Annotated in this window: 12 protein-coding genes; 6 read left to right on the top strand and 6 right to left on the bottom strand. The window is 52.4% G+C overall.

Annotated elements, in window-relative coordinates; translation table 11 throughout:
- Positions 1 to 96 precede the first annotated feature (96 nt).
- Positions 97 to 1,161, bottom strand: coding sequence for an acyltransferase family protein (locus NMD08_RS15625; RefSeq protein ID WP_370618496.1), 1,065 nt, complete (start codon positions 1,159 to 1,161; stop codon positions 97 to 99).
- A 261-nt stretch (positions 1,162 to 1,422) separates the two neighbouring features.
- Between NMD08_RS15625 and lolC the strand changes: the two genes are divergently transcribed.
- Genes lolC through cobB form a run of 5 tightly spaced genes read left to right on the top strand, consistent with a single transcriptional unit; the run spans position 1,423 to position 6,352 of the window.
- Positions 1,423 to 2,622 carry a lipoprotein-releasing ABC transporter permease subunit LolC gene (gene lolC, locus NMD08_RS15620; protein WP_003030806.1) on the top strand — a complete coding sequence of 400 codons (1,200 nt, stop codon included), beginning with the start codon at positions 1,423 to 1,425 and terminating at the stop codon, positions 2,620 to 2,622.
- A complete protein-coding gene (lolD, locus tag NMD08_RS15615; protein WP_151220011.1) occupies positions 2,615 to 3,316 on the top strand; it encodes a lipoprotein-releasing ABC transporter ATP-binding protein LolD in 702 nt (233 codons plus the stop codon). Before lolC ends, lolD begins: the two co-directional genes overlap by 8 nt.
- Entirely contained in the window at positions 3,316 to 4,560 is a 1,245-nt protein-coding gene (gene lolE, locus NMD08_RS15610) for a lipoprotein-releasing ABC transporter permease subunit LolE (protein WP_151220010.1), read from the top strand. Before lolD ends, lolE begins: the two co-directional genes overlap by 1 nt.
- A gap of 43 nt (positions 4,561 to 4,603) precedes the next feature.
- Positions 4,604 to 5,515, top strand: coding sequence for an N-acetylglucosamine kinase (nagK, locus tag NMD08_RS15605; RefSeq protein ID WP_370618494.1), 912 nt, complete (start codon positions 4,604 to 4,606; stop codon positions 5,513 to 5,515).
- A gap of 15 nt (positions 5,516 to 5,530) precedes the next feature.
- The gene (gene cobB / locus NMD08_RS15600) at positions 5,531 to 6,352 is read left to right on the top strand and encodes a Sir2 family NAD+-dependent deacetylase (protein ID WP_151220008.1); all 822 of its coding nucleotides are present in this window, start codon (positions 5,531 to 5,533) and stop codon (positions 6,350 to 6,352) included.
- Between the two features lie 51 nt (positions 6,353 to 6,403).
- On the opposite strand, the gene potD is transcribed toward cobB, so the two are convergent.
- The 4 genes from potD to potA are packed head-to-tail and all read right to left on the bottom strand — an operon-like array spanning position 6,404 to position 10,231.
- Complete coding sequence (potD, locus tag NMD08_RS15595) at positions 6,404 to 7,450, bottom strand: spermidine/putrescine ABC transporter substrate-binding protein PotD (protein WP_003030797.1); 1,047 nt, start codon at positions 7,448 to 7,450, stop codon at positions 6,404 to 6,406.
- A 27-nt stretch (positions 7,451 to 7,477) separates the two neighbouring features.
- Entirely contained in the window at positions 7,478 to 8,257 is a 780-nt protein-coding gene (potC, locus tag NMD08_RS15590; protein WP_003030794.1) for a spermidine/putrescine ABC transporter permease PotC, read from the bottom strand.
- A complete protein-coding gene (gene potB, locus NMD08_RS15585) occupies positions 8,254 to 9,111 on the bottom strand; it encodes a spermidine/putrescine ABC transporter permease PotB (protein WP_003030793.1) in 858 nt (285 codons plus the stop codon). The genes potC and potB overlap by 4 nt, the downstream gene beginning before the upstream one ends.
- The gene (gene potA / locus NMD08_RS15580; RefSeq protein WP_043015989.1) at positions 9,095 to 10,231 is read right to left on the bottom strand and encodes a spermidine/putrescine ABC transporter ATP-binding protein PotA; all 1,137 of its coding nucleotides are present in this window, start codon (positions 10,229 to 10,231) and stop codon (positions 9,095 to 9,097) included. Before potA ends, potB begins: the two co-directional genes overlap by 17 nt.
- 250 nt (positions 10,232 to 10,481) lie before the next feature.
- On the opposite strand from potA, the gene pepT reads away from it, so the two are divergent.
- Positions 10,482 to 11,708 carry a peptidase T gene (gene pepT / locus NMD08_RS15575; protein WP_187259991.1) on the top strand — a complete coding sequence of 409 codons (1,227 nt, stop codon included), beginning with the start codon at positions 10,482 to 10,484 and terminating at the stop codon, positions 11,706 to 11,708.
- Positions 11,709 to 11,761: 53 nt separating this feature from the next.
- Here the strand turns inward: pepT and roxA are convergent, their stop codons facing one another.
- Entirely contained in the window at positions 11,762 to 12,883 is a 1,122-nt protein-coding gene (roxA, locus tag NMD08_RS15570; protein ID WP_003030786.1) for a [50S ribosomal protein L16]-arginine 3-hydroxylase, read from the bottom strand.
- Positions 12,884 to 12,893: the final 10 nt, after the last annotated feature.

Below are 12,893 nucleotides of genomic sequence, written 5' to 3'. Positions count from 1 at the left end.
TATATACATCTGATAAGCAATGTCCTTTATTATCCGTGATCGTTTCTCATAAGCAAATTGATTCGCCCCCAAAGGGGGGCAAAAAACGCGTTGAGGTTAGCGCGAGGCGGTCGATAAAGAAGGCGGGGAAAAGAGCAGATCGGCCACGGTTTTTTGCGAAATTTTACGCACCAGCAGGCCAAGCAGGGTGCATAGCAGAAGGCAAGCGAACGGATACACCAGAAGCAGGGCCAGCTCCGCATATGCAGGCCAGATAGCATGATTAATTTTGGGTATTAACGTTAAGCTGAACAGCTCAACCAGAATACGGTGAGTGGTGTAAATGGCGATGGTATTGGCACCAATCACGCTTAATGGACTGGACGTGCGCATACCAAAGCGGAGCTCAAATTGATAAAACAGCTTCATGATCAGCACAATGGAAAGAAGAGAAAGCAATAGTGAGACATTTGCCAGCCACGCGACGGCGGCGACGATTGTGCTAACCAGAAAAAACACAGCATGGCGGCGCAAGGGAACCTCTTTGATCCATTCCATCAGCGTTGCGCCAAACCATGCGCCGAGGCTGTAGTATGGCAGATTACGTATCACGCTGTTCATTCCCCACCACGGCGTCGGGACAAAATTGATCGCCACGCTCAGCGCCACAAATAGCGCTAATAGCGGCATCGCCCAGCGGCTGAAAATCTTACACAGAACAAAATAAACAATCAGCGCGTACAGATACCACAAGCTGGTGCTGGCGGTGAGCATCCCGTGGGCAAAGCCACCGAGTGAACCGGCATAGGCGGCATTGGCGGTATGGCTCAGATCGCGCTGCGGGGCAAGCCAGTTATTGAGCGCGACTAACGCCAGCCATTGCGCCACTCCCCAGAGCACCAACACCCAGGCGATGTTCCAGATCCGTTTATCCAGGCAGGTTGTCCACGGGACGCTATCGATATAGCGACGGATCAGATACCCCGATATAAAGAAAAACACCGGCATGCGAAACGGCGCCAGGTACAAGTTCAGGTAAATCCAGCATTTGCTCAGCATCTCTGAAAGCGGATGTTGAAAGGAGGTGAGGTGCGGGTAAAACGTGATCACCGAGTGATATATTACCACCAGACAAATACATAACCCTTTGATCTGATTAATCCATAGTTCTTTTTTAATCATCGAGACGGCGTATCCATATTGATTGCTATAGCCTGCCATCCTGCGCAACTCGCGGTAGGCTGTAATGCGTAACTGTCTGCATTTTGTTTTTTTAAGATAAAGATCAGGGGGCTGGACTTAAGGAAAGAGGGACAACTTTAGCGGATTGATTTATTTATACTTTTAGGACAAGTGCTGACGAACACTTACGGTTCAGTCATTTACCCATTCCGCTTTCGCTTATATACTCGTGACTTTGCTAACAGCAACCAGACGGATTTCATGTACCAACCTGTCGCTCTATTCATCGGCCTGCGTTATATGCGTGGGCGTGCAGCAGATCGCTTCGGTCGCTTCGTTTCCTGGCTCTCCACCATTGGCATTACTCTCGGGGTAATGGCGTTGGTCACGGTGTTGTCGGTGATGAACGGTTTCGAGCGCGAGCTGCAAAATAATATCCTTGGTCTGATGCCTCAGGCCGTTCTCTCGTCTGAACAGGGTTCCCTGAACCCACAGCAACTGCCGGAAAAAGCGGTGGTGTTGAACGGCGTCAACCGCGTCGCACCGATAACTACAGGGGATGTGGTGCTGCAAAGTGCGCGTAGCGTGGCGGTCGGCGTGATGCTGGGTATCGATCCAGCGCAAAAAGATCCACTCACGCCGTATCTGGTCAATGTGAAGCAAACAGATCTGCAGCCGGGTAAGTATAATGTCATCCTTGGTGAGCAGCTTGCCGGACAGTTGGGCGTCAATCGCGGCGATCAAATTCGCGTGATGGTGCCCTCAGCCAGCCAGTTTACCCCGATGGGACGTCTGCCGAGTCAGCGTCTGTTTACGGTAATTGGCACCTTTGCTGCCAACAGTGAAGTTGACGGCTACCAGATGCTGACCAACATTCAGGATGCGTCCCGCCTGATGCGCTACCCGGTAGGTAATATCACCGGCTGGCGTTTGTGGCTGAATGAACCGCTAAAAGTTGACACGCTGAGCCAGCAAACGCTGCCACAAGGTACCAAATGGCAGGACTGGCGCGAGCGCAAAGGGGAATTGTTCCAGGCCGTGCGCATGGAGAAAAACATGATGGGGCTGCTGCTTAGCCTGATCGTGGCGGTGGCAGCTTTTAATATTATTACCTCGTTGGGTCTGATGGTAATGGAGAAGCAAGGGGAAGTGGCGATTCTACAAACGCAGGGGCTAACGCCGCGGCAAATCATGATGGTGTTTATGGTGCAGGGGGCCAGTGCCGGGATTATCGGCGCGCTGCTGGGCGCGGTGCTGGGCGCATTGCTCGCCAGCCAACTGAACAACCTGATGCCAATTATAGGCGTGCTGCTGGATGGCGCTGCGTTGCCGGTGGCCATCGAGCCGCTGCAGGTTATCGTCATTGCGCTGGTGGCGATGGCCATCGCGCTGCTGTCTACGCTTTACCCTTCCTGGCGCGCTGCCGCCACTCAACCCGCTGAGGCTTTACGTTATGAATAAGATCCTGTTGCAATGCGACAAACTGTGCAAACGCTATCAGGAAGGCACTGTGCAAACCGATGTCCTGCACGATGTCAGTTTTAGCGTCGGCGAAGGCGAGATGATGGCAATTGTCGGCAGCTCCGGCTCCGGGAAGAGTACATTGCTGCATCTGCTGGGCGGGCTGGATACGCCGACTTCCGGCGACGTGATTTTTAGCGGCCAGCCGATGAGCAAGCTCTCGTCGGCGGCGAAAGCGGAACTGCGCAATCAGAAGTTGGGCTTTATTTATCAGTTTCACCATCTGTTGCCGGATTTCACCGCGCTGGAGAACGTGGCAATGCCGCTGCTGATAGGCAAGAAAAAACCGGCTGAAATTACCGAGCGCGCACGGGATATGCTAAAAGCTGTGGGGCTGGATCATCGCGCCAGTCATCGCCCGTCTGAACTATCTGGCGGAGAACGCCAGCGCGTGGCCATCGCGCGTGCGTTGGTAAATAACCCGCGCCTGGTACTGGCTGACGAGCCAACGGGTAACCTTGATGCGCGAAACGCGGACAGTATTTTCGAGCTTCTGGGTGAGCTGAATCGCTCTCAGGGCACGGCATTTCTGGTGGTGACGCACGATCTACAGTTAGCGAAGCGAATGAGCCGCCAGCTTGAAATGCGCGATGGTCGCCTGACGGCTGAACTGAGCCTGATGGGGGCTGAGTAATGGCGTCGCCTTTATCATTATTGATTGGTCTGCGCTTTAGCCGCGGTCGGCGGCGCGGCGGTATGGTGTCGCTGATTTCCGTGATTTCTACCGTCGGTATTGCGTTGGGCGTGGCGGTGTTGATCGTCGGTCTAAGCGCGATGAACGGATTTGAGCGTGAGTTGAATAACCGTATTCTGGCCGTGGTTCCGCATGGTGAGATTGAAGCCGTAAATCAGCCGTGGAACAACTGGCAGGAAGCGCTCGATAAAGTTCAGAAAGTGCCCGGCATTGTCGCTGCGGCGCCTTATATCAACTTTACCGGGCTGGTGGAGAGTGGGGCGAACCTACGCGCAGTGCAGGTGAAGGGTGTTGATCCGCAGCAGGAACAGCGCTTGAGCGCGTTGCCCTCCTTCGTGCAGAACCACGCCTGGAATAATTTCAAAGCCGGTGAGCAGCAGATAATCATTGGCAAGGGTATTGCCGATGCGCTGAAGGTGAAGCAGGGCGACTGGGTGTCAATTATGATCCCCAACGCCAGTGCGGATCATAAGTTACAGCAGCCTAAACGCGTGCGTTTACACGTCACTGGGATCCTGCAACTGAGCGGCCAACTCGATCACAGCTTTGCCATGATCCCAATGCAAGACGCGCAGCAATACCTGGATATGGGATCCAGCGTTTCCGGGATTGCGCTGAAAGTTAACGACGTGTTTAACGCCAATAAGCTGGTGCGAGACGCGGGCGAAGTGACCAATAACTATGTTTATATTAAGAGCTGGATCGGTACTTACGGCTATATGTATCGCGATATCCAGATGATTCGCGCCATTATGTATCTGGCGATGGTGCTGGTGATTGGTGTGGCCTGCTTTAATATCGTTTCCACGTTAGTGATGGCGGTAAAAGACAAAAGCGGCGATATTGCGGTATTAAGAACCCTCGGGGCAAAAGATGGGTTGATACGTGCCATTTTTGTCTGGTACGGCCTGCTGGCGGGTCTTTTCGGTAGCTTGATCGGCGTGGTTATTGGGGTAGTTGTCTCACTGCAACTGACGCCGATCATAAACGGTATCGAGGCGCTTATCGGTCATCAGTTCTTGTCCGGCGATATCTATTTCATTGACTTCCTGCCATCTGAATTACATTGGCTGGATGTGATTTACGTGCTGGTGACAGCATTAGTGCTGAGTCTTTTGGCGAGTTGGTATCCGGCGCGTCGCGCCAGCAATATTGATCCTGCGAGAGTACTTAGCGGCCAATAACAATATATACATTAAAGCATTTATGCTGCATCAAGGAGCGGTGATGTATTACGGATTTGACATCGGTGGGACTAAAATTGCGTTAGGCGTATTCGATAATCAACGTCGTTTGCAATGGGAAACGCGCGTCCCTACGCCGCGTGATAGTTATGACGCTTTCCTTGATGCGGTTTGCAATTTGGTAAAGGAAGCAGACCAACGGTTTGGCGTTAAAGGTTCGGTAGGCATCGGCATTCCTGGTATGCCGGAAACGGAAGACGGTACGCTTTATGCAGCCAACGTTCCCGCTGCCAGTGGTAAACCTTTACGTGCTGACCTCAGCGCGCGGTTGGACCGGGATGTACGCCTGGATAACGACGCTAACTGTTTTGCTCTCTCCGAAGCCTGGGATGACGAGTTTACTCAATATCCGCTGGTGATGGGATTGATCCTTGGTACGGGCGTGGGCGGCGGCCTGGTACTTAACGGGAAATCCATCACTGGACACAGCTATATTACCGGTGAGTTTGGTCATATTCGTTTGCCAGTCGATGCGCTGACGCTGATGGGTTTTGATTTCCCGCTACGCCGCTGCGGATGCGGCCAACTGGGATGCACCGAAAGCTACCTTTCCGGCGGCGGATTTGCGTGGTTGTATCAGCATTACTACCATCAACCGCTGGATGCCCGTGAAATTATCGCGCTGTGGGAGCAGGGTGATGAGCAAGCGCGTGCTCACGTTGAACGCTATCTGGATTTGCTGGCGGTGTGCCTTGGAAATATTCTGACCATCGTCGATCCTGATTTGGTGGTGATTGGCGGAGGCTTGTCGAATTTTACCGCTATCACGACGCAGCTGGCGGATCGGCTGCCACGTCATCTGCTGCCGGTCGCACGGGTGCCGCGTATTGAGCAAGCGCGGCACGGCGATGCGGGCGGGATGCGCGGGGCCGCTTTCCTACATCTTACCGATTAATACAAAGAGGTTGTTATGCTGTCGCGTCGGGGTCATCGGTTAAGCCGCTTTCGTAAAAATAAACGCCATTTGCGCGATCGCCTGCGTCAACGAATCTTTTTCAGAGACAGAGTGGTGCCTGAATTGATGGAAAAACCAAGAGTGCTGGTACTGACGGGAGCGGGAATCTCCGCTGAGTCAGGAATTCGAACCTTCCGCGCGGCGGATGGTCTCTGGGAAGAACATCGGGTTGAGGACGTTGCGACACCGGAAGGATTTAGTCGTAATCCGCAACTGGTTCAGTCGTTTTATAACGCCCGTCGCCACCAGTTGCAGCAACCAGAAATCCAGCCCAATGCGGCGCATATCGCGCTGGCAAAACTCGAAGCCGAGCTGGGCGATCGTTTTTTACTGGTCACACAGAACATTGATAATCTGCATGAACGTGCGGGCAGCCAGAACGTTATCCATATGCACGGCGAACTGCTCAAGGTTCGCTGCTCGCAAAGTGGGCAGATTCTGGAATGGAAGGACGATGTGACCCCGGAAGATAAATGTCACTGCTGTCAATTTCCGGCACCGCTGCGACCGCACGTGGTGTGGTTTGGTGAAATGCCGCTGGGCATGGATGAAATTTACATGGCGCTGGCAATGGCGGATGTATTCATTGCAATTGGTACGTCGGGCCATGTGTACCCGGCTGCGGGGTTTGTGCATGAGGCGCGACTACATGGGGCGCATACGGTAGAGTTAAATCTTGAACCGAGCCAGGTGGGAAGCGAGTTTGAAGAGAAGTATTACGGTCCGGCAAGCCAGGTGGTACCTGAGTTTGTGGAGAAGTTGTTGAAGGGACTGTGATCAATTTTATGTGCCGGGTGGCAGCTTCGCCTTACCCGGCATCACGCTGAATTAGCGTCCTGCTTTCAGCTTCTGATAGTACTCTTCGTAAATAGCGCTGGCGGAACCGACGTCGTTCTGCCATTCCCCTTTGTTGATGGTTTCTGCATCCGGGTACAGGGTTTTATCGTTCGCGACTTCAGGACTGAGCAGCTTGCGTGCCGCCAGGTTTGGCGTTGGATAACCAATAGTTTCCGCAACTTCTTTCGCCACGTCCGGGCGCAGTAAGAAGTTAATCAGCTTCAGCGCACCTTCTTTGTTTTTCGCGTTAGCCGGAATAGAGAGGCTGTCCATCCAGAAGATCCCACCTTCTTTTGGCCAGACGACTTCAAGCGGTGTGCCTGCCTGACGCGCAACATACGCGGAGCCGTTCCACACCATCCCCAGATTGACTTCACCTTCCATATACGGGTTGGCAGGGTTGTCAGAGTTAAACGCTGCAACGTTTGGCATCAGTTTCTTCAACTCGTTATAGGCAGCTTCAATTTCTTTCGGGTCAGTGGTATTGCCGGAATATCCCAGCTTGCGCAGTGCCATCTGGAACACTTCACGTGCATCATCCGTTAACAGCAGGCTGCCTTTGTATTCCGGTTTCCACAGATCGGCCCAACTGGTCACCGTTTTCGGGTCGATGGCATCGCTATTGACGCCAATAGCCGTAGCACCCCAGATATACGGGATGGAGTAATCATTGTTGGGGTCAAACGGCTTGTTGAGCATTTCCGGATCGAGGTTGTGGAAGTTGGTCAACGTCGACTTGTCGATCTTTTGGATCATGCCTTCTTTGCGCATTTTATCGACGTAATAGGTGGACGGAACCACCAGATCGTATGCGCCGTCTTTATAAGTTTTGAGCTTGGCATACATGGTTTCATTCGACTCATAGGTCGAATAGATCACCTTAATGCCGGTCTCTTTGGTGAACTGTTCCAGCAGTCCAGGCGGGACATACTCGGTCCAGTTATAGAAATAGAGCGTGTTGTTGTCATTGGCGTGAGCGGCGCTCATGCCCAGTGCCAGAGCACCCGCCGCGAGCAGGTGGCGTGACCATTTTTTCATCATTTAACGTCCCCTGAATTAAGGGCCTTAACGGCCCTTGGTTTTATCACGTGCAATAAGCTGGCTGGCAATTACCATAACCAGCGACAGAACCAACAAAATGGTCGCCAGAGCGTTCACCTCTGGTGATACGCCGACTTTGACCATTGAGTAGATTTTTAATGGCAAAATTTCATAACCCGGCCCGGTAACGAATGACGAAACGACAACATCATCCATCGACAGCGTAAAGCTCAGCAACCAACCGGCAGCCACCGCAGGCATAGCCAATGGCAGTATGATCTTGCGCAGAATGGTCACTTCACTGGCACCCAGATCTTTGGCCGCCTCAAGCATGCGTACGTCAAAGCCTTTCAGACGTGAGTAGACCGTTACAACCACGAAGGGCAGACAGAATGTGATATGCGAGAACAAAAGTGACCAAAAGCCCAGTTGAATGCCGATCAGCATAAACAGCACCAGCAAAGAAATCGCCATCACAATATCCGGCGACATCATCACCACGAACAGCATGCCGCTGACAAACGGTTTACCGCGAAAACGGTAGCGGTACAGTGCGACTGCTGTGAGTGAACCGATCAGCGTGGCAAACGTGGCGGAGAGTACTGCCATCGTCAGCGAGTGCTGCGCCGCCTGTAGCAGGCTGTCGTTGTTCATCAGCAGGCCGTACCATTTGGTGGTGAATCCCTGCCAGTTGATGCCGAAGCGCGAGCTGTTAAAGGAGTTCACAATCAAAATAATGATTGGAATATACAGATACGCGTAGATAGCGGTCATGAAACCGCCTCTGAGCAGGCGACCGATCATTCGAGTTCCACCTTCTTGTTCAGCAAGCGGGAGGCGCGCCAGTAGATTAGCAGCATCAGCCCCATCACAATGGTCAGCGTAATGCTGGTGGCGGCACCAAACGGCCAGTCGCGGATGTTCAGGAACTGAACTTTAATCACATTACCAATCAGCAGGTTTTTCGCCCCGCCCATTAAGTCGGATACGTAAAACAGCCCCATTGCGGGCAGCATAACCAACAGGCATCCGGCGATAATTCCCGGCATCGTCAACGGAATAATGATGCGGGTGAAGGTCTGAAGTTTACTGGCGCCCAGATCGCGCGCGGCTTCCAGCAGCGGTTTATCGAGTTTTTCAATGCTGGAATAGAGCGGCATTACCATAAACGGCAGCAGGATGTACACCAGGCCGATAATCACCGCGCTGGGGGTAAACATGATGCGAATAGGGGTATCGATAACGCCGAGCCATAACAGAAATTCGTTGAGATAGCCCTTGGTGCTGAGGAATATTTTGAGTCCGTAGATGCGAATAAGTGAATTGGTCCAGAACGGAACAATCAGCAGGAACAGCAGCAGTGGACGCACTTTTTCCGGCAGTTTCACCAAAAACCAGGCAAACGGGTAGCCGAGTACCAGACAGGCGAGCGTAGCAATCAGCGCCATATTGAGAGAATGAACCAGCACCTCAAAATAGAGCGGATCGAGCAGGCGTGTATAGTTTTCCAGCGTAAAGACCATTTTGACGAAATTGGCGTCGTCGCGGGTCAAAAAGCTGGTGCCGATGATCATCAGGTTGGGCAGAAAGACAAATAACACAAGCCAACCGACAATGGTGACGATCACCACACTCTGGAATTTACTTGTGTTCTTCATCAGCCAGTACGACCTCCCAGCTTTCTACCCAGTTAATCGCCATTTTCTGGTCGAGCGAGTGGTCAAAGTCAGGATCGTCTTCGTTGAAGAACTCACTGACCATCACCATCTTGCCGTTTTCCAGTTCCACAACCGACTCCAGCGTCATGCCTTTGTAGTTGCGCTCACGCACGTAGCCGATAAGACCTTCGATATGATTATCGTCGTTGATTTCATCCACGCGCAGATCTTCCGGGCGTAACAGAACGTGCAGCTTCTGCCCAGGAATCACCGCAAAGTTGACATAAATATTGCACTCGCGACCTTCAACGTTAGCACGAACGCGCTGTTCGTCCAGACGTTCTATCACCGTGGCGTTAAACATGTTGATCTCGCCAATAAATCCGGCGACGAACAGATTTTTAGGCTCTTCGTAGATTTCGCGCGGCGTACCGTCCTGCTCAATCTTACCATCGCGCATCACCACGATGCGATCTGACATGGTCAGCGCTTCTTCCTGATCGTGTGTGACAAAGACAAAAGTGATACCCAGCTTACGCTGCAACGCTTTCAGTTCGTTCTGCATCTGCTTACGCAGTTTGTAGTCAAGTGCAGAGAGGGATTCATCTAACAAGAGTAGGCGGGGTTTGTTCACCACCGCACGGGCAATCGCTACGCGCTGCTGCTGTCCACCGGAGAGTTGATGTGGTTTTCGCTGGGCGAATTCTTCCAGTTGCACCATGCGCAGAGCTTCAGTAACGCGGGGAGAAATGTCGGCTGCGGGCGTTTTTTGCATGCGTAAGCCAAAGGCCACATTCTCAAATACGGTCATGTGGGGGAATAACGCATAGCTTTGGAAGACGGTGTTCACGTAGCGGTTTTCCGCAGGAACGTGAGTGATGTCCTGGTTGTCCAACATAATATGACCGGAATCAACAGTTTCCAGGCCGGCAATCAGGCGAAGAACGGTTGTTTTACCGCAGCCAGAGGGGCCGAGCAGCGTGAGAAACTCGCCATTATTGATGGTCAAATCCAGGCTGGAAATCACCTCTTTGCCATCGAAACTTTTGCGAATTCCCGCTAATTGCACCAGTGGAGAAAGCGAACGCGGTTGTTTATTCAATTTTTTACTCTGTCCCATGTAAACGCAACGGATGGCTGACCGATGCGGGGTTTGTGGTTAACCACCTTGATGACTCTTAATGAGGGCGGTTATTCTACGGCAAACCATTGTAATCGCCAATCCTTGTTGCGAATTACTGACTTAACCCTATAGTCAGAGGGGATGTCGAGGAGAAATATTCTTACTTGCGGGGATAAAAGTGACCTGACGCAATATTTGTCTTTTGTTGCTTATTGATAATGTTGTCACAAAAAGTGAGGGTGACTGCATGGATAAACTACTTGAGCGTTTTTTACACTACGTGTCGCTGGACACCCAATCAAAATCGGGCGTGCGGCAGGTACCCAGCACCGAAGGACAGTGGAAGTTGTTACAACTGCTCAAACAACAGCTCGAAGAGATGGGGCTGGTTAATATTTCATTGAGCGAAAAGGGTACGCTGATGGCGACGCTGCCCGCTAACGTTGCTGGCAATATTCCCGCGATCGGCTTTATTTCCCATGTGGATACCTCACCGGATTTCAGCGGTAAAAACGTTAATCCGCAAATCGTCGAAAACTATCGCGGCGGCGATATTGCGTTAGGCATTGGTGATGAAGTTCTGTCGCCGGTGATGTTCCCGGTGCTACATCAACTTCTGGGCCAGACGCTAATCACTACAGACGGTAAAACCCTGCTGGGCGCGGATGACAAAGCAGGCGTGGCGGAAATCATGACCGCGCTGGCCGTGCTTATTCAAAAAAACATTCCGCACGGTGATATCCGCGTGGCCTTCACGCCGGATGAAGAGGTTGGTAAAGGGGCCAAGCATTTTGACGTTGCGGCATTCGATGCGCAGTGGGCCTACACTGTTGACGGTGGTGGCGTAGGTGAGCTGGAGTTTGAAAACTTCAACGCCGCCTCGGTTAATATCAAAATAGTCGGCAACAATGTGCATCCCGGTACTGCAAAAGGGGTGATGGTGAATGCGCTGTCGCTGGCGGCGCGTATTCACGCTGAGGTTCCGGCAGACGAAAGCCCGGAAACGACGGAAGGCTACGAAGGCTTTTATCACCTGGCGAGCATGAAAGGGACGGTCGATCGTGCAGATATGCACTACATCATCCGTGATTTTGACCGCAAGCAGTTTGAAGCGCGTAAACGTAAGATCATGGATATCGCCAAAAAGGTCGGCAAAGGGTTACACCCGGATTGCTATATCGAACTGGTGATTGAAGACAGTTACTACAATATGCGCGAAAAAGTGATTGAACATCCACACGTGCTGGATATCGCCCAGAAGGCAATGCGCGATTGCGATATTGAGCCGGTGCTGAAACCTATTCGTGGCGGTACTGACGGCGCACAGCTGTCGTTTATGGGATTACCGTGTCCGAATCTTTTCACCGGTGGTTATAACTATCATGGCAAACATGAGTTTGTAACCCTGGAAGGAATGGAAAAAGCGGTGCAGGTGATTGTGCGTATTGCGGAGTTAACTGCGAAGCAGCAGTAACAAGCCCGAAGTAGATGCCGGATGCACAAAACGTCATCCGGCAAAATGACTCATCACCCTTCGAAGAACCAGTACCCACTGTTGACCAGCGCGGCAAGCATGGCAAGGAAAGACGGATCTTCCAGCGCATCCTCAAAGTTCTCAGCCGTTAGCACGATATGGCTGGCCAGCGCTTCCAGGGCAGGACGATGCGGCGAGTCAATTTTTTCACCGTTGGCGTAGACGTCGTCGCCGATGCGCAATACGCGTAATCCGCCCAGACGCACTAACACATCCCCTTGCTTCAGGGCATCGTAAATTTCATCTGGCTGATACGGTGGCTCCGGCGGCGCAATATCCAGCTCATGACGAGACTGAGAAATAAACTCGCCAAACCACTGCTGGAAATGTTCCGGTTGATTAATCAGCCCCAGCATCATTTCGCGCAGCTTGTCCATCTCTTGTGGCAGTACGTCGGCAGGATGGTCGCGCGGCGGCAGGTCAGGATCGCTGTAATACGTGCTGCCCAGCTCACGTTGTAATACGTAATCGGCGAACCCGCTAATCAGTTCGCGCGTGTTTGGCGCACGGAAGCCGACCGAATAGTTCATGGCGTTTTCCAGCGCATAGCCTTCGTGCGGGAACCCCGGTGGAATATACAGGATATCGCCGGGTTCCAGCTCTTCATCGATGATGGCTTCAAACGGGTCGACCTGAAGGAGATCCGGGTGAGGGCAGTGTTGTTTCAACTGCAGTTTTTCACCTACGCGCCAGCGGCGACGTCCGGTTCCCTGAATGATAAATACATCGTACTGATCCAGATGCGGACCAACGCCGCCGCCAGGGACGGAGAAGGAGATCATCAGATCGTCGATACGCCAGTCAGGCAGTTCACGAAACGGGCGCATCAGCGCGGCGGTTGGCTCGTGCCAGTGATTGACCGCCTGGACCAGAAGCGACCAGTTGTTCTCGCCGAGATGGTCATAGCTTTCAAAGGGACCGTGGCTAACTTGCCATTTGCCGTCCTGGTGGCTGACGAGTCGGCTGTCGACCTCACTTTCCATTGCCAGTCCAGCCAGTTCGTCAGGAGAAAGTGGGTCAATAAAGTTGTTAAACCCGCGTTTTAATACCACCGGGCGTTTCTGCCAGTGGCGTTCAAGAAAATCGGGCCAGTTAAGTGTGAGTTGGTATTCCATAGTGAGCTTC

Origin of the sequence: Citrobacter meridianamericanus, assembly GCF_041320245.1 — a bacterium.
Lineage (GTDB): Bacteria > Pseudomonadota > Gammaproteobacteria > Enterobacterales > Enterobacteriaceae > Citrobacter > Citrobacter meridianamericanus.
The sequence above is the reverse complement of the archived record's forward strand: the minus strand, read 5'-3'. Positions and strand labels throughout refer to the sequence as shown.